The 25,518-nt window shown below is 59.0% G+C and carries 25 protein-coding genes, 1 tRNA gene, 1 rRNA gene and 3 pseudogenes; 16 read left to right on the top strand and 14 right to left on the bottom strand.

Annotated features, from left to right (window positions below; genetic code table 11):
• The first annotated feature begins 53 nt into the window (after positions 1-53).
• The 6 genes from E0D86_RS15725 to E0D86_RS15700 all read left to right on the top strand — a co-directional run bounded on the left by E0D86_RS15725 (position 54) and on the right by E0D86_RS15700 (position 6,508).
• On the top strand, positions 54-995 hold the full coding sequence (locus tag E0D86_RS15725) for a ribose-phosphate pyrophosphokinase (protein WP_131650986.1): 942 nt from the start codon (positions 54-56) through the stop codon (positions 993-995).
• 124 nt (positions 996-1,119) lie between these two features.
• Positions 1,120-1,737, top strand: a complete 618-nt coding sequence (locus E0D86_RS15720; protein WP_131650985.1) for a 50S ribosomal protein L25/general stress protein Ctc — start codon at positions 1,120-1,122, stop codon at positions 1,735-1,737.
• Positions 1,738-1,771: 34 nt separating this feature from the next.
• Positions 1,772-2,356 carry an aminoacyl-tRNA hydrolase gene (pth, locus tag E0D86_RS15715; RefSeq protein ID WP_131650984.1) on the top strand — a complete coding sequence of 195 codons (585 nt, stop codon included), beginning with the start codon at positions 1,772-1,774 and terminating at the stop codon, positions 2,354-2,356.
• A gap of 129 nt (positions 2,357-2,485) precedes the next feature.
• Positions 2,486-3,586, top strand: a complete 1,101-nt coding sequence (ychF, locus tag E0D86_RS15710) for a redox-regulated ATPase YchF (protein WP_131650983.1) — start codon at positions 2,486-2,488, stop codon at positions 3,584-3,586.
• 703 nt (positions 3,587-4,289) lie between these two features.
• Positions 4,290-5,525, top strand: a complete 1,236-nt coding sequence (locus E0D86_RS15705; RefSeq protein ID WP_131651257.1) for a hypothetical protein — start codon at positions 4,290-4,292, stop codon at positions 5,523-5,525.
• Between the two features lie 284 nt (positions 5,526-5,809).
• Positions 5,810-6,508: a DNA-3-methyladenine glycosylase gene (locus E0D86_RS15700; RefSeq protein WP_131650982.1), complete on the top strand. Its 699-nt coding sequence runs from the start codon at positions 5,810-5,812 to the stop codon at positions 6,506-6,508.
• Between the two features lie 10 nt (positions 6,509-6,518).
• Here E0D86_RS15700 and E0D86_RS15695 read toward each other — a convergent pair whose 3' ends face one another.
• The 3 genes from E0D86_RS15695 to E0D86_RS15685 all read right to left on the bottom strand — a co-directional run bounded on the left by E0D86_RS15695 (position 6,519) and on the right by E0D86_RS15685 (position 9,196).
• Positions 6,519-7,637 (bottom strand): metallophosphoesterase, encoded by a 1,119-nt coding sequence (locus tag E0D86_RS15695; RefSeq protein ID WP_131650981.1) that lies wholly within the window; start codon positions 7,635-7,637, stop codon positions 6,519-6,521.
• Positions 7,638-8,029: 392 nt separating this feature from the next.
• Positions 8,030-8,224 carry a hypothetical protein gene (locus E0D86_RS15690; protein WP_131650980.1) on the bottom strand — a complete coding sequence of 65 codons (195 nt, stop codon included), beginning with the start codon at positions 8,222-8,224 and terminating at the stop codon, positions 8,030-8,032.
• Positions 8,225-8,287: 63 nt separating this feature from the next.
• Positions 8,288-9,196 (bottom strand): LysR substrate-binding domain-containing protein, encoded by a 909-nt coding sequence (locus E0D86_RS15685; protein ID WP_131650979.1) that lies wholly within the window; start codon positions 9,194-9,196, stop codon positions 8,288-8,290.
• 101 nt (positions 9,197-9,297) lie between these two features.
• Between E0D86_RS15685 and E0D86_RS15680 the strand changes: the two genes are divergently transcribed.
• The 7 genes from E0D86_RS15680 to E0D86_RS15650 all read left to right on the top strand — a co-directional run bounded on the left by E0D86_RS15680 (position 9,298) and on the right by E0D86_RS15650 (position 15,209).
• On the top strand, positions 9,298-10,521 hold the full coding sequence (locus tag E0D86_RS15680) for an MFS transporter (RefSeq protein WP_165914252.1): 1,224 nt from the start codon (positions 9,298-9,300) through the stop codon (positions 10,519-10,521).
• A 35-nt stretch (positions 10,522-10,556) separates the two neighbouring features.
• Positions 10,557-11,357 (top strand): 2,5-didehydrogluconate reductase DkgB, encoded by an 801-nt coding sequence (gene dkgB / locus E0D86_RS15675; protein WP_131650978.1) that lies wholly within the window; start codon positions 10,557-10,559, stop codon positions 11,355-11,357.
• A gap of 117 nt (positions 11,358-11,474) precedes the next feature.
• Positions 11,475-11,551, top strand: a tRNA-Met gene (locus E0D86_RS15670).
• Positions 11,552-11,628: 77 nt separating this feature from the next.
• A complete protein-coding gene (locus E0D86_RS15665) occupies positions 11,629-11,856 on the top strand; it encodes a hypothetical protein (protein ID WP_131650977.1) in 228 nt (75 codons plus the stop codon).
• An 89-nt stretch (positions 11,857-11,945) separates the two neighbouring features.
• Positions 11,946-12,212, top strand: a complete 267-nt coding sequence (locus E0D86_RS15660) for an HNH endonuclease signature motif containing protein (RefSeq protein WP_305955871.1) — start codon at positions 11,946-11,948, stop codon at positions 12,210-12,212.
• Positions 12,213-12,269: 57 nt separating this feature from the next.
• The gene (locus E0D86_RS15655) at positions 12,270-14,774 is read left to right on the top strand and encodes an ATP-binding protein (RefSeq protein WP_131650976.1); all 2,505 of its coding nucleotides are present in this window, start codon (positions 12,270-12,272) and stop codon (positions 14,772-14,774) included.
• Between the two features lie 228 nt (positions 14,775-15,002).
• Positions 15,003-15,209 (top strand): hypothetical protein, encoded by a 207-nt coding sequence (locus E0D86_RS15650; RefSeq protein WP_014853832.1) that lies wholly within the window; start codon positions 15,003-15,005, stop codon positions 15,207-15,209.
• Between the two features lie 17 nt (positions 15,210-15,226).
• On the opposite strand, the gene E0D86_RS15645 is transcribed toward E0D86_RS15650, so the two are convergent.
• Complete coding sequence (locus tag E0D86_RS15645; protein ID WP_131650975.1) at positions 15,227-15,640, bottom strand: VOC family protein; 414 nt, start codon at positions 15,638-15,640, stop codon at positions 15,227-15,229.
• Positions 15,641-15,697: 57 nt separating this feature from the next.
• Here E0D86_RS15645 and E0D86_RS15640 point away from each other — a divergent pair, with 57 nt between their 5' ends.
• Positions 15,698-16,000, top strand: a complete 303-nt coding sequence (locus E0D86_RS15640) for a putative quinol monooxygenase (protein WP_131650974.1) — start codon at positions 15,698-15,700, stop codon at positions 15,998-16,000.
• Positions 16,001-16,254: 254 nt separating this feature from the next.
• On the opposite strand, the gene E0D86_RS15635 is transcribed toward E0D86_RS15640, so the two are convergent.
• From E0D86_RS15635 to otsB, 4 genes are all read right to left on the bottom strand, one after another.
• On the bottom strand, positions 16,255-17,166 hold the full coding sequence (locus E0D86_RS15635; protein ID WP_131650973.1) for a DMT family transporter: 912 nt from the start codon (positions 17,164-17,166) through the stop codon (positions 16,255-16,257).
• Positions 17,166-17,813 carry a carbonate dehydratase gene (gene can, locus E0D86_RS15630; RefSeq protein ID WP_131650972.1) on the bottom strand — a complete coding sequence of 216 codons (648 nt, stop codon included), beginning with the start codon at positions 17,811-17,813 and terminating at the stop codon, positions 17,166-17,168. The genes E0D86_RS15635 and can overlap by 1 nt, the downstream gene beginning before the upstream one ends.
• 80 nt (positions 17,814-17,893) lie before the next feature.
• Complete coding sequence (otsA, locus tag E0D86_RS15625) at positions 17,894-19,303, bottom strand: alpha,alpha-trehalose-phosphate synthase (UDP-forming) (RefSeq protein ID WP_131650971.1); 1,410 nt, start codon at positions 19,301-19,303, stop codon at positions 17,894-17,896.
• Positions 19,304-19,317: 14 nt separating this feature from the next.
• On the bottom strand, positions 19,318-20,094 hold the full coding sequence (otsB, locus tag E0D86_RS15620) for a trehalose-phosphatase (protein ID WP_131650970.1): 777 nt from the start codon (positions 20,092-20,094) through the stop codon (positions 19,318-19,320).
• A 184-nt stretch (positions 20,095-20,278) separates the two neighbouring features.
• Between otsB and E0D86_RS15615 the strand changes: the two genes are divergently transcribed.
• Positions 20,279-20,821: a hypothetical protein gene (locus E0D86_RS15615; RefSeq protein ID WP_131650969.1), complete on the top strand. Its 543-nt coding sequence runs from the start codon at positions 20,279-20,281 to the stop codon at positions 20,819-20,821.
• A gap of 104 nt (positions 20,822-20,925) precedes the next feature.
• Here the strand turns inward: E0D86_RS15615 and rimI are convergent, their stop codons facing one another.
• The 3 genes from rimI to E0D86_RS15600 are packed head-to-tail and all read right to left on the bottom strand — an operon-like array spanning position 20,926 to position 23,767.
• A complete protein-coding gene (rimI, locus tag E0D86_RS15610; RefSeq protein WP_131650968.1) occupies positions 20,926-21,378 on the bottom strand; it encodes a ribosomal protein S18-alanine N-acetyltransferase in 453 nt (150 codons plus the stop codon).
• Positions 21,379-21,401: 23 nt separating this feature from the next.
• Positions 21,402-22,223, bottom strand: a complete 822-nt coding sequence (locus tag E0D86_RS15605; RefSeq protein ID WP_131650967.1) for an energy transducer TonB — start codon at positions 22,221-22,223, stop codon at positions 21,402-21,404.
• Entirely contained in the window at positions 22,220-23,767 is a 1,548-nt protein-coding gene (locus E0D86_RS15600) for a 2-isopropylmalate synthase (protein WP_131650966.1), read from the bottom strand. The genes E0D86_RS15605 and E0D86_RS15600 overlap by 4 nt, the downstream gene beginning before the upstream one ends.
• Before the next feature lie 152 nt (positions 23,768-23,919).
• Between E0D86_RS15600 and E0D86_RS21660 the strand changes: the two are divergent.
• Positions 23,920-24,527, top strand: a pseudogene (locus E0D86_RS21660) (hypothetical protein); the annotation flags it as partial.
• A 21-nt stretch (positions 24,528-24,548) separates the two neighbouring features.
• On the opposite strand, the pseudogene E0D86_RS22005 reads toward E0D86_RS21660, so the two are convergent.
• The 3 genes and pseudogenes from E0D86_RS22005 to rrf all read right to left on the bottom strand — a co-directional run.
• Positions 24,549-25,006: pseudogene (locus tag E0D86_RS22005) on the bottom strand (transposase); the annotation flags it as partial.
• Between the two features lie 207 nt (positions 25,007-25,213).
• Positions 25,214-25,309 (bottom strand): annotated as a pseudogene (locus E0D86_RS15595) (HTH domain-containing protein); the annotation flags it as partial.
• A 112-nt stretch (positions 25,310-25,421) separates the two neighbouring features.
• Positions 25,422-25,518: ribosomal RNA gene (gene rrf / locus E0D86_RS15590) — 5S ribosomal RNA — on the bottom strand; the annotation flags it as partial.

Here is a 25,518-nt window from a genome sequence, read left to right as displayed (position 1 = left end):
CCTTTTGAACAGCTTTTTGTTTCATCGGATCCACCCTCAGGCAGGTACTGCGCGTGTCCAAGATGATGGTCTTCACGGGGAACGCCAACCCCGACCTGGCCCGGCGTGTTGTACGTCAGCTGCATATCCCCCTCGGTGACGCCTACGTCGGAAAATTCTCCGACGGCGAGATCAGTGTCGAGATCAACGAGAACGTTCGCGGTAAGGACGTCTTTCTGATTCAGCCGACCTGCGCCCCTACCAATGACAACCTGATGGAATTGGTGGTGATGGCAGATGCCTTCCGCCGCTCCTCCGCTACCCGCATCACGGCAGTCATTCCCTACTTCGGTTACGCCCGCCAGGATCGCCGTCCGCGCTCCGCTCGCGTACCGATCAGCGCCAAGGTCGTGGCCGACATGCTCGATGTGGTTGGGGTCAACCGCGTCCTTACTGTCGATCTGCACGCCGATCAAATCCAGGGCTTCTTCGACATGCCGGTAGACAACATCTACGGCTCGCCGGTCCTGGTCGATGATATCCAGGCTCAGCGCTTCGAGAACCTGATGATCGTTTCCCCCGATATTGGCGGTGTGGTGCGTGCTCGCGCCGTGGCCAAGTCGCTGGGCGTGGATCTGGCCATCATCGACAAGCGTCGCCCGAAGGCCAACCAGTCGGAAGTGATGCACATCATCGGTGATATCGAAGGCCGTACCTGCATCCTCGTCGACGACATGGTCGATACCGCCGGCACCCTGTGCCACGCTGCGACCGCTTTGAAAAATCACGGTGCTTCGAAAGTCTACGCGTATTGCACGCATCCGATTCTGTCCGGTCGCGCCATCGAGAACATCGACGGCTCGGTACTCGACGAACTGGTGGTGACCAATACCATTCCGCTTTCCGCAGCGGCACAAGCCTGTACCCGTATTCGCCAATTGGACATCGCGCCAATGGTGGCTGAGGCGGTTCGCCGCATCAGCAATGCTGAATCGATCAGCGCGATGTTCCGCTAAGCCGAAAGCTTGGCCCTTCGCGCCGAACGAAAATGTGCCCCGCCGCGTGCGGGGCTTTTTGCCCAACCGCCCGATAGCACTGGTCGCGAGTGTTTCGGGCGCGTTGTTATCCTGGAGAAACACAATGACTGACTTCACTCTGAATGCCCAAGTGCGTTCCGACCTGGGGAAAGGTGCGAGCCGCCGCCTGCGTCGTAACGCCAACCTCGTCCCAGCCGTAATCTACGGTGGCGACAAGGCTCCGCAATCCATCAGCCTGCTGGCCAAAGACCTGGCCAAGATGCTGGAAAACGAAGCTTCCTTCAGCCACGTGCTGACCCTGGACGTCGATGGCCAGAACGAATCCGTTCTGATCAAGGCGCTGCAGCGTCATCCGGCCAAAGGCTTCGTTCTGCACGCTGACTTCGTTCGCGTCGTCGCTGGCCAGAAGCTGACCGCTATCGTTCCTCTGCACTTCATCAACCAGGAAACCTCGGTTGGCGTGAAGCAGCAGGGCGGCGAAATCCTGCACAACATCAACGAAGTTGAAGTCTCCTGCATGCCGCAGGATCTGCCTGAGTTCATCGAGGTCGACATGGCCAACGTTGAAGTCGGTCAGGTACTGCACATGACTGACATCAAGCTGCCGAAAGGTGTTGAGCTGGTCTCCCTGGCACATGGCAGCGACCTGCCGGTTGCCAACGTTCACGCTCCGCGCGTGAGCAAGGAAGACGCACCGAAAGAAGAAGGCGCTGCCGAGTAATCCACTCGTCATCACCTGAGGAAGGGCCTCTGCCGTGACCGCCGTTAAACTGATCGTTGGCCTGGGTAATCCAGGCCCTGAGTACGACCAGACCCGGCATAACGCAGGGGCCCTTTTCGTTGAGCGTCTGGCCGCCCGCAAGGGCGTCAACCTCAGCGTTGATCGTAAATACTTCGGGCTGGTCGGCAAGTTTCGCCATCAGGACGAAGACATCCGCCTGTTGATTCCCACCACCTATATGAACCGCAGCGGTCAGGCGGTGGCGGCACTGGCCGGATTTTTCCGAACTCCCCCTGAGTCCATCCTGGTCGCCCATGATGAACTCGACATGCCCCCCGGCGTCGCCAAGCTCAAACAGGGCGGCGGCCATGGCGGGCACAACGGGCTTCGCGACATCATCGCCAAGCTCGGCAACCAGAACAATTTCTACCGCCTGCGTCTGGGCATCGGCCATCCCGGGCACAGTAGCCTGGTGACGGGCTACGTATTGGGGCGAGCGCCTCAGGCCGAGCGCGAAAAGCTGGACGCCAGTATCGATTTCAGTTTCGACGTGCTGCCCGAGATCCTTGCAGGTGACTGGACGCGGGCGATGCAGAAGCTGCATAGCCAGAAAGCCTGAGGCGCAAGCACACACGACAAGGCGACGGCTGGACAGGACGCTTGCATCACAGCGCATCCCGACGCCGTTAAAGCAGTTTGGCAACGCCGGTAGCTTTCCAGCTGCCAGCCACACCGAGGCAAAGACACCATGGGATTCAATTGCGGCATCGTCGGCCTGCCCAACGTCGGCAAGTCCACCCTGTTCAACGCACTGACCAAATCCGGCATCGCTGCGGAAAACTTCCCCTTCTGCACCATCGAGCCGAACAGCGGCATCGTGCCGATGCCCGATTCGCGCTTGCAGGCCCTGGCCGATATCGTCAAGCCGGAACGGATATTGCCGACGACCATGGAGTTCGTCGATATCGCCGGCCTCGTCGAAGGTGCTTCCAAGGGCGAAGGTCTGGGCAACAAGTTTTTGGCCAACATCCGCGAGACCGATGCCATCGCCCACGTGGTGCGATGCTTTGAAGATGACAATGTCATCCACGTTTCCAATTCGGTCGATCCCAAGCGCGACATCGAAATCATCGAGCTCGAGCTGATCTTCGCCGACCTCGATAGCTGCGAGAAGCAGCTGCAGCGCGTCACCCGCAACGCCAAGGGCGGCGACAAGGAAGCCGTGGCGCAAAAGGCATTGTTGGAAAAACTCATTCCCCACTTCACCGAAGGCAAGCCCGCTCGCACGCTACTTAAGAAGCTGGGTGACGATGAGATACAACTGGCCAAAGGCTTTCACTTGCTAACCAGCAAGCCGGTGATGTACATCGCCAACGTTGCCGAAGACGGCTTCGAGAACAACCCGCACCTGGACGTGGTCAACGCCATCGCCGCAGAAGAAGGCGCCGTCGTGGTGCCTGTGTGCAACAAGATCGAAGCGGAAATCGCCGAACTGGACGATGGCGAGGAAAAGGACATGTTCCTCGAATCCCTCGGCCTCGAAGAGCCGGGCTTGAATCGCGTGATCCGCGCCGGCTACGAACTGCTTAACCTGCAGACATACTTCACCGCAGGCGTGAAGGAAGTTCGCGCCTGGACCGTAAAGGTCGGCGCTACCGCGCCCCAGGGCGCAGGTGTCATTCACACCGATTTCGAAAAGGGCTTCATCCGTGCTGAAGTAGTCGCCTATAACGACTTCATCCAATACAAGGGCGAAGCTGGCGCCAAGGAAGCTGGCAAATGGCGCCTGGAAGGCAAGGAGTACATCATCAGGGATGGTGACGTGATGCACTTCCGCTTCAACGTCTAAGCCGAAGCAGTAACATCAGCAAGCTTCGTGAAACTCCTGAAGGTAACGAAACAATAAAAAGGCCGCGCATAAACGCGGCCTTTTTTTGTTCAAAAACTACCCGAATCACTTGCTCACGAAATGGAATTTGCATTTGCCCTCGTTGCCGGAGCACGACCAGTGAGGCTGCCAGCGAGGCGCGCTCGTCCCGATGCTCCCACGGCGTTAGTCCCTCTTTTTCAATCGAATAGGGGATACGCCTGGCTGCGTATGCGCGAGCATGATGGTGCGACACGACTGAGATAAAACAAGTGCGCGCCCAGGACAGATTAGACGAGGAATGAACCAGGGCTTTTCACAGCCCTTCTTGCGCTCCTGCGTCTCGCCCGCAGCATTTGCCTCAGATGGCTGAGACAGACCAGCCCCAGCGCATGGCAGAGGCTGTGCCGGCTCCGCCAGGCAATGGTACTCAGAGGTCTGTCATGTCGGCCGCACCAAGGACAGGCGTCACCACTCTCCGTGACCGCATTAAGCGCAACAGTACGGTCATTACCGAATCTGGATCAAAGAACACCACACACCGGATCAGGGCAGCTCCGATGGGGCCATAGAGGTCGATCAGGTGGGGACGGGAAATAGGGCTATGGTTCTTCAAAGTCCGACACAGCCGTGATCAATCAGGACTGATTTCGTAAGCAGAAATACACCTCATCGGAGCTATGCCATGCGCACCCTGAAGCCGCTTGCCCTTGCTGTGATTGCTGCAATGTCGTCACCGGCATTCGCCGGTCAAAACTCTGCCCACGTTGATCAGTCCGGCGTCTCGCTGATAGCCACTGTCACACAGACAGGTGGTATCGATAACACAACCTCAATCACCCAGGGCGGCGTGTCCAACGAAGCGGTTGCCGTCCAGCTAAGTGGTATAGGCGACTCGATCAATCAGTATCAACAAGGCAGCTCTAACTATAGTGAAGCGCGTCAGTCGGACAACACCGTAGCTGACCTCGCCTCAGGCAACATGATCCTGCAGCACCAGGCCGTTGGTTCTGGGAATGTCGCGAACGCCACTCAGACCAATTCAACCGGCAGTGTCATTTCACAAGGCCAACATGGCAGCTCGAACTCTGCGGAGGGTACCCAGTCGGACTCCGTCGGAGCAGAGCTCTACCAGCTGCAAGTAGGCGACGGGAATTCTGCTACCGCGAGCCAATCATTCGCCGAAGCAAAATCCACCAGCCAACAGTACGGTAACGACAATGCCAGCAATACCCTCCAAAACGATGCCTTAGGCGACACGGCCTATGTTTGGCAGGATGGTACTGCGAACATTGCCAGTGTGAGGCAGGACTTCGGCAGTGTTTCTGATGTGACGATTTTGTCCTTTGGCGTTGGCAATTCGGCGACAGTGGTTCAGTCCTCTGCCATCGCCTCGAATGCCGAGATTGAAGGCACTGGCAACTACAACAGCGCGACGGTCACCCAATCCGATATCTTGATGAATTTCTCGAGCGAGCAGAACGGCGACCGCAACGAAGTCGTAGCGAGCCAAGGTGGCCGGCAGAACACATCCGTTTCTTCCCAGACCGGCAATGACAACGCAATCGAACTTGCACAAGCCGGCAGAGACAGCAGCGTCGCCATCGTGCAGACCGGCAATCGCAACACGGCCAGCCTCTCGCAGACCGCGGTCGGCAACGTATTGAATGCCGTGACAACAGGAAACGACAACAGCATCGTGACCGTTCAGGTTGGAGTGGGTGAGGTAAACGAACTGGATCTGGAGCAGAACGGTGAGAGCAACATCATCCAGGCCTCGCAATTCAACGAGGGCAACTACGCGCTTGTCAGCCAAGCCGGCACTGCAAACTTTGTAGACGTTTCGCAGTATGGCGCCAGCGACAGTGCCAGCGTTCTCCAGAGTGGCTCTACCAACTCGGCGCGCGTAGTGCAGCGCTAAAGCTTGTTGCCGCCGGCAGTCGCGGTGCTGCCGGGCCGGCACTAGCTCAGTACGTTACCTCTAAGCGAATCTTCCAGATTGGCACTCGCTGATTGCACCAAAGCCTCGCTAACGCGGGACTTTTTTTGCATTCTGAGGACCGAACCACCCGCTCTGAAACACCGAAAAATGGCTCTGTTCCGGACATCTGTCTGACGACCGGCACGGATTCCATTCATCAGACGCGGAATATTCGCCCTGCTTATGCGGTCGGAACAGGCAGACTTGCCGAAGCCGGAGCGCAGATGAACAGCCTTACCGAACCGCCATCACAGTTTCTCGACGACGCTTTCTTCGACCGGGACGCGCAGCTAGTCGCCCAGGATCTGTTGGGAACCGTGATTCGCCATTGCGTCGATGGGCTGTGGTTGTCGGCTCGCATCATCGAGACCGAAGCCTATTACGTCGACGAAAAGGCCAGCCACTCCTCGCTCGGCTACAGCCCGTCGCGGCGCGCGATGTTCATGCCGGCCGGCCATCTCTATCTGTATTACTCGCGTGGCGGGGATTCGCTGAACTTCAGCGTGCAGGGTGACGGCAACGCGGTGTGCATCAAGGCCGGCTACCCCTGGGTCGACTCGCTGTCATGCGAAGAATCCATTGCCCGAATGCGCAACAACAGCCCGGCCGCCGCTGGCGGACCGCGACCATTGACCCGCCTTTGTTCCGGCCAGACCCTGTTGTGCAAGGCATTGGGCTTGACCGTCACGGAGTGGAACACCCAGCGCATGGACCCTGCCCGGCTGCGCGTGGACGACATCGGTGCGCGTCCCGACATCATCCAGACCACGCGGCTGGGCATCCCGGCCGGTCGCGACGAGCATCTACCCTACCGTTTCGTCGATGCGGGCTTTGCCGCGCACTGCACGCGCAATCCGCTGCGCCGTGGGCAACTGGAAGGCCAGGACTACGTCATGCTGCGCCGCGAGCTGTTGGCGAGTTAGCCAGGAACGCCTAGTCATCGGCTCTCACCAGACGAATCCGGGTGATTTCCGAAGGGGCCCCGAAGCGCAGTGGCGGCCCCCAATAGCCGGTGCCGCGACTGATGTAGACCTGCATCTGGCCGACACGCTGTAGCCCCGCCACCCAGGGCTGCTGCCACTGCACGAAGTGCATCCAGGGCCAGAATTGCCCGCCGTGCGTATGACCGGACAGCTGCAGATCGCAGCCCGACTCCAGCGCAGCCTTCGCCGAACGCGGCTGATGCGCCAGCAGAATGCGTGGTATGTCCACCGGGGCGCCAGCGAAAGCCGTAACCGGATCGCTGCGATGGCTGGGCCTGAACAGTTCAGCCGAATAGTCAGCGATACCCGCCAGCACCAGCCGGGCGCCGCCGTGTTCGATTTGGACGTGGCGATTGAGCAGCACCACCATTCCCAGCCGCTCGAACTCGGCGATCCAGCTGTCTGCACCGGAGTAATACTCGTGATTGCCTGTCACCACGTACACACCGTGTCGAGCGCTTAGCTGCGCCAGCGGTGCGATATCTTCAGCCAGGTCGGCAACGCTGCCGTCCACTAGGTCGCCGGTAATGACGATGAGATCAGGCGAGAGTCCATTGACCCGTTTCACGATCGCATCGATATAGCCCTGCTTGATCGTCGGCCCGACGTGGATGTCACTGAGCTGCACGATGCTGAAGCCTTCCAGCGCGGCAGGCAGGTTCCGCAAAGCGATGTCGCGCTCGACCACCCGCGCCGTTCGCCGTGCGTTGAGCAATCCGAACAGCGTCACTACCGCCACCGCAGCGATGACGGCAAGCGCCGAGCCCTGCGCGAAGCCCGCCGATTCCCAGCCCAGCAGCGATCCCAGCGCCAGCACGAAAGCACGCAGCAGTGAAAAGATCGAGAGGCTGGAAAACATGCCCATCGCCAGCAATCCGGACCACGCCAGCAGCGCATTGCCAGCCCCTCGCACCAGCACGCCGTAGCGCATCAGCACAGCAGACAGTGCGAGGTATACCCAAGCCAGAACGCTGCCGAGCAGCCCGAACGGGAGATCAGGAATCAGCGTGACGCCAACGAACACATGCAGGCCAATCAGCAATACCCCAACCAACAGTCGCCTGCTCATGCACTTCGTCTCTGGAGAAAAGGAGGACACGCCTGGATGCGCAGCGTACTTCTCTGACTGTGTTCTAGCTCGAATTCGCCGGCGCTCATGTTTTCAGCGCCTCGATCACGCTGCATTCGACGCTTGCAATACCGTCGTTCTGCTTTTCGTGTACAGCGGAGCGGTTGCTGGAGCGCCATAGTAGGGACTGTCACCGGTGGGACGAGTAGCCCGCCCGGTCGGAGGCAAGATTCTTAAAGGTAAGGCGCCCACGCAGACGCATGGGCACGCTCAGCATATTCCGCGCAGACCTAGCCGCTAGCAGTGTGGTCGACCTACCGATGAATCCTCTGAGACTGGCTAGCGTTCAAGCCACGTTGCAACCCGAACGCATCGCCAGAAGACAACCGCAGCTACATCACCCCTGGGTCGGGCATCGGGTCGGGTGGCGGCGGCTCTTTCTCCAGCTGTTCGAGCACCTCGTCGGGCAAGGTGTCGCCGTCGTCTAGTTCAGTATCGCTCTCGGCGTCATCGAGATCGTTCAGAGGCGACTCGTCCGCCAACCACGGATGCAGCGGCGGATCGCTTGGAAAGGCTGTGCTGAGCATGAGGTCTCCTCGCAGGTATGCCTGCAAAGTTAGGCAGGCACTGCTCTGCATCGTTCGGACCGATCATCCGTGACGCGTCCAGGCCTCGCTAGCCAGACACTCGCTGAGATAGTCGAGAAAACAGGTAATGCGCGCAGCGAGCGCGGTGTTGCGGTAATACACCGCGTGGATCGGCTGCAGCACCCTGACATTCGCCTCGGCCAGCACCTCGACCAGCGTGCCCTCGGCGCGATCGCGCGTGGTCATGAAGTCAGATAAGCAAGCGATGCCTTGGCCGGCCAGCGCCAGCTGCCTCACGGTCTCGCCGCTCGACGCCCACAAGCTCGGCACGATGGACCAGGTCTCGCCGAGCGGATGACGCAGCGGCCAGTGATTGAGACTTTCCGGCTGGGTGAAGCCGATCAGGCTGTGCTTCGCCAGGTCCTCGACCTGCTGCGGCATGCCGCGCTGCGCCAGATAGTCCGGGCTGGCCACGGCCCGAATCCGGCTGCGGCCCAATGGCCGGGCATGCAGGGTGGAATCGCGTAGCGGACCGTGGCGCAGCGCCAGGTCGGTACGGTGCTCGAGCAAATCGATGATCTGGTCGCTGCTGTGCAGCTCCAGCTCGATGTCCGGGTAGCGCTCGCGGAATCCGCCAATAAGCGGCACCAGCACATGCAGCATAAAGGGTGCCGAGACATTGACCCGTAACCTTCCCGCCGGACGCTGCAAGCGACGCGACATCTGCTCCTCTGCCTCTTCCACTGCATCAAGAATCCGTCGCGCCTGAATCAGAAAAGCCGCGCCCTCCTCCGTCAGCTCCAGGCGCCGAGTAGTACGCCGCAGCAGCGTGGTGGCGAGCTTGGCTTCAAGGCGACTCAATGCCCGGCTGACGCCCGAGGCGGTCTGCCCTAATTGCACCGCAGCGCTGGAGATGGAGCCGGTATCGATGACGGCCGTGAACGCCTGCAATTCGTCGAGCGTGGTTTTCATCTGTGACTCGCAGTCAATTATGTTTGGCCTGAGATCCGGTTTTTCCGCATGAGTCTGCGGTAGACACTGCGCGCCATGCAATCCAACCGGAGTTTCATCCCATGCCCATCGCTCTGCTCGCGCTGACCCTCAGCGCATTCGCCATCGGCACGACGGAGTTCGTCATCGTCGGCCTCATCCCCACCATTGCCGGCGATCTCGGTGTCAGCCTGCCCTCGGCCGGGCTACTGGTCAGCCTTTACGCCCTGGGCGTCGCGATCGGCGCCCCGCTGCTCACCGCACTGACCGGCAAGGTCCCGCGCAAGTTGTTGCTGCTGTCGTTGATGGTGCTTTTCACCGCCGGCAACCTGCTCGCCTGGCAGGCGCCGGGGTACGAGTCGTTGATCCTGGCGCGCATCGTCACCGGCCTCGCCCACGGCGTGTTCTTCTCCATCGGCTCGACCATCGCCACCAGCCTGGTTTCGAAAGAAAAAGCCGCGAGCGCCATCGCGATCATGTTCACCGGACTCACCGTCGCACTGGTGACCGGCGTACCGCTCGGCACTTTTATAGGACAGCAGTTCGGCTGGCGGGAAACCTTTCTAGCCGTATCCCTCCTCGGGGTGATCGCCTTTATCGGCAGCCTGCTCTTCGTACCGCGCAGTATTCAGCACAGCAAACCCGCCTCACTCGTCCAGCAGTTGGCCGTACTAACGCAGCCTCGCTTGCTACTTGTCTATGCGATGACTGCGGTCGGCTACGGCGGTACCTTTATCGCGTTCACCTTTCTTGCGCCGATCCTGCAAGAGATCAGCGGCTTTGGTGAAGGCGCGGTGAGCCTGGTTCTGCTCGTCTATGGTGTCTCGGTGGCAGTGGGCAACATCTGGGGCGGCAAACTGGCCGACCGCCGCGGGCCGATCAGCGCGCTCAAACTGATCTTCACGCTCCTGGCGGCCGTGCTGTTCGCCCTCACCTTCACCGCCGGCAATCCCTGGCTGGCGCTGGCCACCGTACTGCTCTGGGGCGCCGTGGCCTTCGGCAACGTGCCTGGTTTGCAGGTCTACGTGGTGCGCCAGGCCGAGCACTACACACCGAACGCCGTGGACGTCGCCTCGGCCCTGAACATCGCCGCCTTCAACCTTGGCATAGCCGGGGGCGCATGGCTCGGCGGACATATCGTCGCTTCCACGGGTCTCATCCATACCGCCTGGATCGGCTCGCTGGTGGTGCTGGTCTCCCTGGCGCTCACCTACTGGAGCGGCCACCTGGATCGCAAAGCCGGTACAGCATCAGCCCATACCCCAGGCACCGATACTCACGAGCCGGTACTTACCGCCTCGCATTGAACTCACCCTAAGAGAACCCCACAGGAGAACGCTCGATGATCATTCCCGCATTCGGCCTCGGCACCTTTCGCCTCAAAGATCAGCAAGTCATCGACTCGGTGAAGATGGGCCTCGAGCTCGGCTATCGCCACATCGACACCGCGCAGATCTACGGCAACGAAGCGGAAGTCGGCCAGGCCATTGCCGAGAGCGATGTGCCGCGCGAAGAGTTGTTCGTCACCACCAAGGCCTGGACCAGCAACCTCGGCGCTGACCGGCTGATTCCCAGCCTCGAGGAAAGCCTTAGCAAATTGCGCATGGAACAGGTGGACCTCACCCTGGTGCACTGGCCCTCGCCCAACGATGAGCTGCCCGTCGCCGACTACCTGGCCCGCCTGATGGAAGCCAAAGAGCGCGGCCTGACCCGCGCCATCGGCATCTCCAATTTCACCGTCGCCCATATGCAGCAGGCCATCGATGCCATCGGCGCCGAGAATATCGCCACCAACCAGGTCGAGGTGCATCCCTTCTTGCAGAACCGCAAGGTCATCGATTTCGCCCGCAGCCACGGCATTCATATCACCGCTTATATGCCACTCGCCTACGGCAAGGTGATGCAAGACGAGGTGCTGCAACGCATCGCCGAAGCACACAACGCCAGCCCCGCACAGGTCGCCCTTGCCTGGCTGCTGCAACAGGGCTTCGCCGTGATCCCCTCCTCCACCAAGCGCGAAAACCTCGCCGCCAACCTGGCTGCTCAGGAGCTGCGCTTGACCGATGAAGAGATGCAGCAGATCGCCACGCTGGATCGCAACGAGCGCCTGGCCAACCCCGACTTCGCACCGAAATGGGATTGATCGGCAGCACACCGCCGGCCACGGGACCGGCGGCATAAGCAGTTGAAAAAGCAGGTAGAAAAAGCGCACCCAGAGGGTTGACACACAACCACGCGGCGCGAATAATGCGCGCCACTTGGCTACGTAGCTCAGTTGGTTAGAGCATAGCATTCATAATGCTGGGGTCCGGGGTTCAAGTCCCTGCGTAGCCACCAAATTCAAGAAAGGGTTCAGCGAAAGCTGAACCCTTTTTTTGTGCCCGCCGTTTAGCCAACCGCACCGAGAGCGCACCATGAGAGACGACTTCGACAACATCCGTGCCGAGCGCGAAACGCCCTACCGCACCACCGCTACCTCATCCAACAAATACGCCGGGCTCTGGAAACAGATCGCCATTGGGATGGTGGTCGGGCATCTGTCGTTGGGGTTGATTGGTGCGGCGGTTTGGATGGTTGCGGCTCAGCTGCTTGTTGGGGATGTGCAGATCGTTGCGCCGTGGGCGGGGAAGCAGCCGGGGTGATCATTTTCTGTGCTTCTCAAGGGACAGTTACGACCGGAAAATAAATCTGTCCCCTTTTCGCAGTTGGCAAACGCAACGCCAACGTTACTGTGTACCAGCGCTCGCCATGGGTGGCGGAGAACGCCAAACGCAGGGCGAATGGACAGTGCGAGCTGTGCCAGAAACCCGCACCCTTCAATCGAAAAGATGGCACCCCCTATCTTGAGACGCACCATATTGAGTGGCTTGCAAGCGGTGGAGCAGATACAGTGGAAAACACTGTCGCGCTGTGCCCGAACTGCCATAAGAAGATGCATGTTATTAACAGAAAAGAAGATCGGGCTTGGCTGAAAGAGGTCGCCTTGAAAGGCGCCTGAGTTTAACTTACTAATTTATAATCATGCGTTCCATGACTCCTGCGAGAGATTAGCCTAATGGAAGAGTATAAGTTGTGGAGGCGGACGCTGGGCCCTGCTTGCTTGAGCTATCCAGAAAAAGTAGAACTTCTTCGGCAAGCCTTCTTGGAGTTTCGCAGCAGAACTGCACAGCTTGTGTCAACCATATCTAGCGAGCTGCCAGGGCTTACAGTGCACGATATAACGCATATAGATGCTCTGTGGAGAGTGGCTGAAGAAATAATCGGCGAAGACTATCCGATTAATCCAGCAGAAGCTTTTGTGTTAGGGGGAGCCTTCCTTCTTCATGACGCTGCTCACGTCGTGGCAGCATTCGAAAATGGCGTAGATGGAATAAAATCGACCGTGCATTGGAACGATTTGATCGCGCAGCGCTACAACGGTTGCGAGCCTATATTGAATTCGCCTGAAGAAAAGGAGGCGCTCTTTCAGGTGCTTCGGCATCTACATGCAGAACAAGCCCAGAGCCTCCCACATATAGCCTGGAAGATAAGTGGGGCGGGTGAAATGTTTCTGCTGGAAAATTTCCAGTTAAGGTCGTATTACGGTGACATTATTGGAGAGATAGCCGCGAGTCACCATTGGCCGGTCCATAAGGTATGCGACAACTTCCGAGATCGTTTCATACCGGCTCCTGCATTCCTTCAGCCCGCCACCTGGTCGGTTGATGTGATGAAGCTTGCGTTAATTTTAAGATGTGCTGATGCGGCTCATATAGATGGCGTCAGAGCTCCATGGTTTCTATTCGCACTAAAAAAACCAGCTGGGATTTCTGAGCATCATTGGCAATTTCAAGCTCGAATGGCGCAGCCTACAACTACTGAGAGTCACGATCTTTTACTGTGCTCGCCCTCTTCTTTTTCATACGAGCAGCGAGAGGCTTGGTGGTTGCTTTATGATACTGCTCTTATGATTAACAATGAGCTGATAAGTTCAAATTCGCTTCTTCGTAGTGAAGGAAGGCAAGAATTTAGAGCTCTGAAAGTCGCAAGTTGTGGATCGCCTGAAGCTTTTTCTCGAGTTGTTAGAACAAAGGGTTGGGAGCCGGTAGATGTGCAGCCAACTATCAGCGATGTTCCTAAGCTAATCGAGGTTCTAGGTGGTACGGCGCTTTATGGTGACGATCCAGCAGTCGCGGTTCGGGAGCTATTGCAGAACGCGATAGATGCTGTGCGCGCTTTTAGATGTATAAATAATCTCGATGATAGTTACGGGGAGATATGTGTTTCGCTTGATTCGGATGCAAGCGGTGCTTGGACGTTCCAGGTTCAAGATAATGGCATAGGAATGAGCAGGTATGTGCTAACTAGAGTACTTCTGGATTTTGGGAATTCTCTTTGGCGAAACGATAAAGTTCGGGAAGAAATCCCAGGGCTCGCTAAATCCGGCTTTACCTCCGGAGGTAAGTTTGGCATTGGGTTTTATTCTGTGTTTATGTTGGGTGAAGAAGTAAAGGTCGCTACTCGAAGATTTGAGCGCTCTACTAATGATCAGGTGGATCAATGGCAAATTAGCTTTGAAAAAGGAGTGTATGGCAGGCCTACGTTGTCTGAGCCGATGGGCAGTGAAAAGCTCATAGGGTCGGGAACAAGAGTCTCTATAAGGCTGACTTCAGATAAAGTGGTCGCTATGTTGAGGCGAGTCCTACCCTATACCTTGAGCGGGCAGAAACTAACTTTAAAGATCGATTATTTGACTGCGTTGGTTGGGACTATTTGCCCGACCAGTGACGTTAAGATCGTCGCGCGGTTTAATGCTGATAAGCAAGAAGTGGTGCTTCCTAACGATTGGGCATCGATTTCAGACCAGATGCTGTTGGGTCGAGTTAACAATCATAAAGCTATTCTGCATAATGTCTATTCTCTCGAAGGTGCGCTAAAGGGGAGGCTTGGATTAGCGTCCGTGCATGGAGGGGCTATCGTTACAATAAATGGCGTGCGAAGTGGTACGTTGCACTCATTGGCTGGCGTGCTAACTACAACAGAGAATAACTTAGATGCAAAGCGGGATAGCGCTAGGTTAGGGAAAGATATCGATTGGCAGCGTTGGGCATTAGATGTATCAAAACAACAAGAGCGCATAGATTTTAAAGGTAAGCTAATTCTGCACGCGATAGCGCCGAGTATCGATTTTTCTGTTTGGGAAGTTGGCGGGGGTTATATAAGTCTCTCCGAGTTGGAGGAAAAGCTTGCTATGTTAAGTGAGATTACAACTCATGAGGGTGAAATAACCCATGAGGATGAGGACGATATGAGCTCCTATAGGTTCGACTCGTTTGAACCAATACAAGATTTGATCTGTATTCCAAGTTTTGGGCGCTACTTGCACTACGTTCGAGTGGCTGGCGAGTTTCCATGGTGTGCAGGCGTTTTGCCGATCGACTACGTTGAGATTTTTGAAAATAAGCTGTCTTCCGTTTGGGGGGCGTTTGAAAAGGAAGATGAAGACCAATTCGAAGTCGGCGATGTGGATGGCATAGAGATAACAAGATCAGTGGTTCACTATACCAAGAGCTGCAAGTGACTACAGCGATCGCGTTTTGCGGAACACATTGGCCTAGCCAGGTGGGACCAGCGTTAGGAGCTACGCTATGTGGGGCACTATGGGGTGATCGGGTGCGTCACAAGCGATTCATAATGCTGGGGTCCGGGGTTCAAGTCCCTGCGTACCACCAAGTTCAAGAAAGGGTTCAGCGAAAACTGAACCCTTTTTTTGTGCCTGCCGTTTAGCCAAACAGCATCGAGTACCGCCATGAGAGATGACTTCGACAATATCCGCGCCGAGCGCGAAACGCCCTACCGCACCGCCGCTACCTCGTCCAACAAATACGCCGGGCTCTGGAAACAGATCGCCATAGGGATCGTCGTTGGCCATCTGTCGTTGGGGTTGATAGGTGCGGTGGTCTGGATGGTTGCGGCGCAGTTCTTACCCAACGGCCTGTCGTTCACAGCGCCTTAACAGCAGGCGCACCGCGCTCAACTGTCTCGGCTAAACCGCTGCCCCGATATCGCCGGATGGTAAAGCGGCTGCACGGTATTCCCCGCTGGATCGAGCACATGAAAGCTATGGGCGCCGTCGCGGTGGGCGAAGGGGCGGTCGAGCATGGTGACGCCTTGCGCTTTCAGGTATTCATACCAGGCGTGCAGTTCTTCCAGGCTGTCGACGATAAAGCCGTAGTGATCCATCGCCTGGACGCCGCTGCTTTTTTCCTGGGCGCGGCCCAGGGAGAGGTTGTCGTTGCCGCAGGTCAGGTAGACGAGATCCTTGCTGGCGCGGTTGAGGACCTCCATGCCCAACACGTCGACGTAGAAACGTTCGCATTCCTCAAGGTTCGGCGCGGTGAGCGCCAGATGGCGCAGGCCGTTAAGGCGACCGGGACGCTGTGGCATTGCTCTCTCCTTTCTTGTATACAATTAAGCTCCGACTTTAAAACAAATGGGGCGTTCATGTACTGTCTTATCCTGAAAATCCAACTCGCGCCGGGCTCGTTCGACAGGTTCATGGAGGCCATGCGCGTCAACGCCGCCGCTTCGGTGGAGCATGAGCCGGATTGCCTGGTATTCGATGTCATCCAGGATCTGGCGGATCCCGATCTCATCTATCTCTACGAGCTGTACCGCGATGAAGCGGCTTTGGCTCACCACAAGACCACCGAGCACTTTCTGCACAGCCGCCCGCTGGTGGGTGAGTTCATCGTCAAGCAGGAGGCCATGAAGGGCCATATGGTTTGCGGTAACAGCAAGCGCTGAAGGACACAGCGATAGAAAAATAGCCGGACGACGACAAGCCCCGCCGAAGAGCGTGAATGCTGTTCAAACGCTGTCGACTTAGGCACGCCTGCGTTTCGGACAGGCCTGCGGCCTGTATTCGCCGCGAGGTCGCGCCTCCCACTGGAGCTGGTGTGCACCTGCTGCTTTCGTGGAAGGCCCGATCTCGAAGCGAACTTGCTAAGTGACCAGCATGGCACCGAGGCGGGGCTAACTCCAGATAGTCGGGCTCGGCATCAGCGAACCGCCCGGCGCACCGTAGTCTGGGCCGCCAACAGCAGACCGGCGAAGATGAGCCCACCACCAACCAGATGGAACAGCTGCACTCCCTCCCCCAGCACCAGCCAGGCGAGAATCGCGGTGAAAACCGGCATCAGGTAGGTCGTCATGGCTGCCTTCGCCGCGCCAACGGTTTTGACGCCGTGGTTCCATGACAAATAGGCCACCAGCGAAGCAAAGATGGCGGTGTAGCCGATGGCGGCGAGGTTGGTCGGGGTTGGTGTGAATCCGCCCACTTGGCCCAGTTCGTACAGGTAGAACGGCATAATCATCGGTACGCCGAGCAGCATCAGCACGCCCAGCAGCGTCAGCGGTGGCAACTGGAGAAAACCTGACCAGCGCCGCAGGAGCAAGGTGTAAAGCGCCCAGACCAGCACCGCCACCAGCATGATCAAATCACCCGCCTGGAACGACAGACCGCTGAACGCCTCCCAGCTGCCCCGGCTAATGAGATAGACCAGCCCTCCAGCCGCAATAGCCATACCGAACCAGGCGCGGCGAGCCGGCCATTCATTCAGCAGCAGACCACCGCCAATGAAAGTGAACAGCGGCAAGCAGGTATTCACCAAGGTGAGATTAATGGCTTCGGTGCTTTGCGCTGCGGTGTACAGCAACGAGTTATAGGTGCTGATGCCCAGCGCGGCGACGATAGGCAAGCGCCAGCCTGCCGCATGCAATGCCGCGCGATGAGCCCAGATCGAGCGCGCAACGAACGGTAACAGCAGACAGGTCGCCAGCACCCAACGCCAGAAGGACAAGGCCAGCGGTGGGATCGCATCGTGGAAGGCGCGCGCGACCAGCGCATTGCCGCTCCAGCAGAGCACGGCGAGCAGAAGACCAGCGAAGGCCCATCCTTGGCGGTTCGCCATCAGACTGGCCGATGCGGGCGCAAACGGTATTGCGGTGGCACCTGTTCCGGGCCGCTGATGGTGACGTTGAGGTCCTTCCAGATTCCGTCCTTGATGCCATAGATGCAGCCATGCACGGACAGTGCCTGGCCACGGTGCCAGGCATTCTGGACGATGCTGGTGTGGCTGACGTTGGCGACCTGCTGGATGACGTTGAGCTCGCACATGCGGTCGACCTGGGCTTCCTCGGTGGGGAAGCTGGCGATGTGCTCGCGGTGCTCGTAATACAGGTCGCGGATGGTGCGCAGCCAACCGTCGATAAGACCCAGCTGGTCGTCACGCATGGAGGCGCGAACGCCACCGCAGCCGTAATGGCCGGTGACCAGAATGTGCTTCACCTTGAGCACGTCGACGGCGTACTGAATGACGGACAGGCAGTTGAGGTCGGTATGCAGCACGACGTTGGCGACGTTACGGTGGACGAACAGGTCGCCCGGCAGCATGCCGACGATCTCGTTGGCCGGCACGCGTGCGTCCGAACAGCCGATCCAGAGGTACTCAGGCACCTGTTGCTTGGCCAGTTTGGCGAAAAACGTAGGGTCTTCCTCGTTGATGGCTTCAGCCCAACGCGCATTGTTTTCGATTAGTTGTTGAAGATCTTTGCTCATCGATAGCCCCTTTGTAATCCGATACGCACGTTACGAACCGGACCACGTTTTGACAAGCACGCCGGCCGGGACGTCACAGCCTAAACGGTGAAGAGCGGATTCGAAGGCACTTCGGCGCGCGGTCGGGACGAAAAGGCGCGCAGATCACGCAGGAAGTTATCGCGCCAGGCATCGAGGTCCGCAGCGCGGATCGCACGCATCATGTGCTCGTAGCGGTCCTTGCGCTCGGCAAGCGGCATGCGCAGGGCTCGGTCCAGTGCTTCGGCCATGCCTATGCAGTCATAGGGATTGACGATCAGCGCCGAGGTCAGTTCGCGGGCGGCCCCGGCGAAGCGCGACAGCACGAGCACGCCGGGGTCTTCCGGGTCCTGCGAGGCCACGTACTCCTTGGCGACGAGGTTCATGCCGTCGCGCAACGGCGTGACGAAACCGATGTCGGCATTGCGGAACAGCCCCATCAGCACGCGCCGATCATGGCTTTTGTTAAGGTAATGCAGCGGTGTCCAGTCCAGATCCGACAGCCAGCCGTTGATGTGCCCCGCTGCGCTCTCCAGTTGCTGCCGAATGTGCTGGTAGGTCTTCACATCGGAGCGGGACGTGGGCGCGATCTGAATGAACTCGACCGAGCGACGGTGCTCCGGGTAGCGCTCGAGAAAAGCCTCATAGGCCTTGAAACGCTCCAACAGACCTTTTGAATAGTCCAGGCGATCAACGCTGATGATTTTCTTGCGGGCAATGTCGGTGGTGCGCCGCATGGGCTTGCGACGGCCTTTGTAGGATTCGGCCAAGTCGTGGATTTCATCCGGGACCACACCGATCGGATAGACCCCGGCGCGGAAGTTCTGCCCATAGGCGGTCAGGCTGCCGTCGGATTCCAGAATGCCGCGCACTTCACGGGTCATGTAGTCCTGAAAGGCGAGACGATCGGTTTCAGTTTGAAACCCGATGAGGTCGTAGAAACAGAGCGTCTTGAGCAGCTCGTTGTGCGGCGGGATGACGGTGAGAATTTCCGGCGGCGGAAACGGGATGTGAAGAAAAAAGCCGATGCGATTACGAATGCCCAACTGGCGGCAGCATTCGGCGAAGGGGATCAGGTGGTAGTCGTGGATCCATATGATGTCGTCGGGTTTGAGCAGCGGCTTGAGCTTCTCCGCCAGCATGGCATTGACCCGTCTGTAGCCATCGTATTCCTGACGGTTGTAGCGGGCTAGATCGATGCGGTAGTGGAAGATCGGCCAGAGCGTGGCGTTGGAAAAACCGCGGTAATACTGATCGTAGTCTTGCTTGGTCAACCCCAGGGTCACGTAGGTGATGTTACCGATGGTCTCGCTATTGGTTTGCGGGGAGCTGCTTACCTCACCGCTCCAGCCAAACCAGATGCCTCCGGCCTGGCGCAACGCGTCATAGACGCCCACTGCAAGTCCGCCAGCAGCGACCTTCCCCGCCTTGATCGGCGCTACGCGGTTGGAAACCACTACTAGTCGGCTCATGGATGGTTCTCGCTTCAGTCTGGTTTTATTGGATTTACCGGCTGTTCGGATAGTGCGCTAAGTAGGCTTTCGAGCCAGGCGCCGACGGCTTCAACCGAATCCAGACGCTGCGTGGCTTCGGTCGCGCCGGTGCCGACCTTGATGCTTAACCCTCCCAACTCATTGACAACCTTGAAGCCCGCCTCGTCGGTCAAATCGTCACCGATGAAAACAGGCGTTCGCTCTTTGAAAGGCGCTTCCTGCATGAAGGTGCGAATCACCTCGCCCTTGCTGGCGCCTCGCGGCTTGAGTTCGAACACGCATTTGCCTGGCTGCAAGGCCAGCACGTCGCCGTAGCGCCCGATGAAGTCTTCAGCCAGAGCACGAGCGGCATCTTCCAGTTCTGGAGCCAATCGGAAATGCAACGCGAAAGCGACATCCTTGTTTTCCAGCGATAGACCGGGAAGCTCAGCGCACGCTTTTTCCAGCTCTTGGTGGATGCGGTCGAACAGAACGTTGTCCAGCGCCAGATTCCGTAACTGGCCTTCGGCGGTGCGTCTTTCAGCACCGTGCACGCCGGCAGCCGGCAAGCGCAATGGCGAGAGAAGATCGTCGAGTTGGCTGAGCGGGCGTCCCGAAATGACCGCTATGGGGATCTCGCTGACATGCAGATGTTCGAGCGCCACCAGCGAGCGAGGCGGGATGAAAACGAGTTCGGGACGAGGCTGTATCTCAGCCAGCGTGCCATCGACATCGAAGAAAAAAGCGCAGTGGCGGACGTCCAGCCCGGATAGATCATCGGATTCGTTCATGTTTCTGAGACTCTCGATCCTCGCCAGTGGTTCGCTCGTTTTGCAACGCCACAAGGCCCTATGCGTTGAACGAAGGGCTCTTGCAGCTTGGTTCATAAAGCCTGAACCAGCCAGCGGTCAGCCTGAATCTTCACCGCGACACCGGGTCACAATCTGCAAGACCGCACTTTCGCAGGAGGTTGTCATGAACGATCGCAAGCCCTACACCCCCACTGAAATCGACGATACCGAAGACCGCATGGGCTCGATCGAGCAGCTCGATTTCGATCAGCGTCGGGACGAACGCAAGGGCCGTATCGGTGACGAGGCCCCTGCGCAAGAGATAGAGGATGAGTTCCCGCCGGAGCGTGTCGCCGAAGCCGGCATGTCCTCCGGCGAAGTGCTGGATGACGGCGCCACCATGGATGACCTGGCACCGGAAACGCTGATCAAGGAAGACGGCGCACGTTCGCCCCGCGAGCGCGGCCATGGAGGCCCGGCCGATCAGGATCTGAGTGAGGTTTCCGAGCACCGCATCGGCGCCGGCGTGGATCTGGACGAGGCCGAAGAGGCCCGCTATGACCCGTTGGATGGCAAGGCCTGGGATGGTCCTGCCGATGGCGATCCGGATACTGGCCTCGGTGGTGGCGATGCCGTACTGCACGAGAACGATGACGTGATGGATGACAACGAACTGGGCGGCGACGCCCCGCTGGATTCGGGGCGGGATAAAGCGCCGGGGCGGTAATCTCGTCAGGTGACACTCATTGGGCAGGCCGAAAGGTTTCGTCGAGCGCCAAACGAAAAGGCCGGACTTATTCGAGCCCGGCCTTTTCAATGCCCTTTCGCTGATCAGTCAATCAGAGTGCAGGCCATTACCAAGGCATCTTCGCGTCCATCAGCCGATGGGTAATAGCCACGGCGGCGCCCCACTTCGTTGAAACCGTAGCGCTCGTACAGCCGGTAAGCCGGTGCATTGCTGGCGCGCACTTCCAGAAAGCATTCTCGACCGCCACGCTCGTGGGCCCGCTGCATCAGGTGTTCGAGCAGCCGCAAACCGAGGCCATGACCTTGGCTCTGCGGTTTGACGGTGATGTTCAGCAGGTGCGCCTCGTCGAGGATGACGTTGATCACGCCATGCCCGACCTGCTGCTCGCCTTCGAACATGACCCAGCACTCATAAGCCGTTAGCGCATCGGTGAAGATGCCTCGGGTCCAGGGATGGCTGAACGCGGCGTATTCGATTTTCAGGACGGCTTCGATATCCGCCGCGGTCATCGGGCGGAAGCTGACTGCATCACTCATTCAACACTACTCAAGGGAGCCACTCATAAACCGGTTACCCAGCGGGGCATGCTACGACGCATGGCCTTCCACAGCTGCGCCTTGCTTTCAGGCTGCTCCATCAGCTGTTCGAGCCCAGGCATGGTCAGCACAACCCCCAAACCTTCGACGGTGAGCTCGCGATAGCAGGCATCCGCCTCGACTTCGCCAGCGAAACGAAGGGCTGGTGAGCCGATCAGCCAGAGGCAGGCAGAACCCATTTCCTCCAGTTCAGCTGCGACCACACCCTGCACGTAATCGCGTGCGGCCTCGATTCCCTGATCGAGGCTGCCGCGATGCAACAGCGGCCAGCGAATCGGCTCGCCGTCACCGACCTGCTGCGGCTTGTCCGGCAGCCTGGCGGCACGCAGCAAGTCCTTGAGCAGGATGTAAGCTGGGTCACGGCTCTGGAAGGACTCGCCCGTCGGCAGCTCCACCAACAGCAGCACGTTGCCCGCACGCAGCAACTGCAAGGCGAAACGCGGCGGCGGCACTGCGGCTTTTTGCTCGACGGCGGACGCCTGCGCCTCGTCGGATTTCAGGGCCGGTTTTTTAGGCTCGGGCATGGCGATACGCGGCATAACCGAGCGAACCGCATCTGCCGCCGGGCTCGCCGCGGCAACCGGTGTAGCGGTTACCGGCTCGGGCGTCGACGGGGCCGGCTGCGCGACTGGCTGTTCGAGTTCGATGACTGGTGCGGGTTCAGGCTCGACGAATTGCAGCAGCTCTGGGCGCGAAGGCGCGGCGAAGGGCAGCTCGGTCCGTGGCAGCCAAGTGCTGACCTGCATGGCGTCGAGGAAGGCCCGACGTCGGCTTTCGGTAATCAAACCCCGGTCACCTGCGGATGGGCCTTGGCACCCACCTGCATCAGGTTCAGCGCATTCAGGTAGGCCTTGGCGGAGGCCACGACAATATCGGTATCGGCCCCGTTGCCATTGACGATGCGCCCCCCCTTCTCCAGCCGCACCGTGACCTCGCCCTGCGAATCGGTGCCCTTGGTGATGGCGTTAACCGAATACAGCTGCAACGTGGCGCCGGAATTGGCCACCGATTCGATGGCCTTGAAGGTCGCATCGACCGGACCGGAGCCCTGCGCCGATGCAGGCCGCTCACTGCCGTCCACGCTCAGGACGAGCCTGGCATCCGGCACTTCACCCGTCTTGCTCGATACCTCCAGCGTCACCAGTTTGAAGTGCTCCTGCACATCTTCGGTGAGGGTGTCGGAGACCAACGCCTGCAAGTCTTCGTCGAAAATCTCGTGCTTCTTGTCGGCTAATTCCTTGAAGCGCGCAAAGGCAGCGTTCAGCTCACCCTCGCCGGGCAGCACGATACCCAGCTCATCGAGCCGCGAGCGAAACGCGGCGCGGCCGGAGTGCTTGCCCATGACCATCTTGTTGGCGTTCCAGCCGACCGACTGCGCGGACATGATCTCGTAGGTTTCGCGGTGCTTGAGCACGCCGTCCTGGTGGATGCCAGACTCGTGGGCGAATGCATTGGCGCCGACGATGGCTTTGTTTGGCTGCACCGGAAAGCCGGTGATGCCGGAGACCAGGCGCGAGGCGCTGAGGATATGTTCGGTCTCGATGCGGGTGTGCACGTTGAGCAGGTCCTGGCGGGTCTTGATCGCCATGACGATCTCTTCCAGCGCGGCGTTGCCGGCGCGTTCGCCGAGGCCATTGATGGTGCATTCGACTTGGCGCGCGCCCGCTACGACGGCCGCCAGCGAGTTGGCGACGGCCAGGCCGAGATCATTGTGGCAATGCACGGAGAACACCGCCTTGTCGGCATTGGGAATGCGTTCGAGCAACTGGCGGATGGTGTCGGCATATTGATGCGGAATGGCATAGCCGACGGTGTCCGGAATATTGATGGTGCGCGCGCCGGCATTGATCGCCGCTTCGATGATGCTGCAGAGAAAATCGATTTCCGAACGCCCGGCGTCCTCACAGGAAAACTCCACGTCGGCGCAGAGGTTGCGAGCCTTGGTCACGGCGCGTACGGCCTGCTCGACGACCTGGTCCGGCTGCATGCGCAGCTTGTATTGCATGTGGATCGGACTGGTGGCGATAAAGGTGTGGATACGCCCTGAGTTGGCGCCGGCCAGCGCTTCGGCGGCGCGCTCAATATCGGCATCGACGGCGCGAGCCAGGCTGCACACGGTGCTGTCCCTGATGTTATCGGCCACCGCTTTGACCGCGGCGAAATCGCCCGGGCTGGCAATGGCGAAGCCGGCTTCGATCACGTCGACCTTCAGCCGTTCGAGGGCCTTGGCAATGCGCAGTTTTTCTTCGCCTGTCATGGAAGCCCCGGGGCTCTGTTCGCCGTCTCGCAGGGTGGTGTCGAAGATGATGACGCGGTCGTTGCTGCTCATGTCGAACTCCTCTTGGCCAGCCGTGCGGACTCAGGCGGCGCCTCAGGTGTGAATTGTGGCCGGAAACCCACAACGCGGGAAGGCCGAGCGGCTCATTGCGCGAATCCAACAATCGGTTTGGGCTGATTTGCACCGGGGCCGGGCAGTACAGTTGGATCCGCCTAGACATCCTGGCCCCGATGGCGAAAAGCCCGAATCGCTTCGAGCTGAACGCGTAGATCCACGGCTTCCTGTCTTAACTGCGCCACGAACATCGGCTCGGCCTGTGCTTGGATATCGGAGCCTACTTGCGCCACCTCGAACGCCTGGCAGGGCATCCTCAGGACGCCGTCGAAGTCCGCGATGGCCGGGCCCCGTCTGCCAGCTGCGCCTGCTCGCATGCGCGTGCACGACGTGCTGAGAAGCTCGCCAACGATGAGCAGCGCTGATCAGCGTGGCCACAGCGATCGGCAGATTCCGCTGCGTCACACTATGCCAAGATGCCGGCGACCTGGATGAATACGTCGCGCCGATGATCCAACTGGCCGCGTCAGATGGCGCTTCCGAGCAGGGCGTGTGCCGCGTCGAGTAAGAAGCTGCTCGGCGAGCGGCAGCGACTCGGCCAGTTGGTGGACGACGACCTACCGTTACGCGCTCATGCACGCAACCTTAGATGCAGAGCACTGCCCAGCTGACCTTGCGTCATGCTCGCGTGCTGTTGTTACCGTTACGTGAGGAGGCGCACCGACACAACGCCGTGATCCAGGGTGCCACCCAGGCCTGTCGGCCGTCCGCAAGTAACGCCATAGCTGGGTAAGTCGTAGATCGAAGCCTTTATCCGCCACCAGCGCTGCATCGTTGAGCACACGCCTGCCATCGAGTTCTATGCTTCCGGGATTTGTCTGATTCGAGCCGTCAGTTGCGAGCGCGACACATCGAGACTTTCGCTGACCAGCTTCACTAGTCGCCCCAGACAACAAGGGGCGAGTGCGCAATCCATTTTCGCGAACGGGCAATCTCTACTGCGTCTTGAGGAGTTCTGCTTCCATCGTCTTTTTGCCCGGCATCCGTGCAGCTCGCGGATCTGCTTCATCGCGTCGGCTATCTCCGAGGCTGGCGCCACCGCCTCACCAGCGCAGACCGCCAATAGGCTGCCGCCCTGATACAGCTTGCGCCAATGGATAGCAGGTTGGGGTTGATGCCGTTGCACCTGGCCATCACCGAGACACTTTATCCCGGCTCCAGGCTCTGGCGAACCATGGCGAGCTTCTTCTCGACGCTCCAACGGCGACGCCGACCTTGGCGAACACTTCGATATGTCTGTCTTTGCTGGTAGAACGCAACCGTTTGCCTACCTTTATGGCAAGGGGGCAACGGCGTCCGGTGTTTTAGGGGGCTCGCTCAAGAACAGGCCGCTAGGCTGTAACCTGCAATAGCCTAGTAAACGCTCCACAACTCGCTATTTTATTTCCACACAGCGCTGCGACTCACACCGAGAGCAGCACCGAGCTCTTCGCCAGAATGAAAACGCCCGTCACTGAGTAGCCGCAGCAAGCTATTCATAAGCCCTCATAGCCAAGTACACATCGTAGAGCCCTCTCTACAGCCTAATAATTTCTCTGGCGCAAAGACAAACCCCCGACCTTCTTACGAGGGTCGGGGGTTTGGTGTAGAAGCTTGACGATGACCTACTCTCACATGGGGAGACCCCACACTACCATCGGCGATGCGTCGTTTCACTGCTGAGTTCGGGATGGGATCAGGTGGTTCCA

Source organism: Pseudomonas sp. IC_126, assembly GCF_004331835.1.
In the GTDB taxonomy this organism is placed as follows: Bacteria; Pseudomonadota; Gammaproteobacteria; order Pseudomonadales; family Pseudomonadaceae; genus Stutzerimonas.
This window is presented reverse-complemented; position numbering and strand designations above follow the sequence as displayed.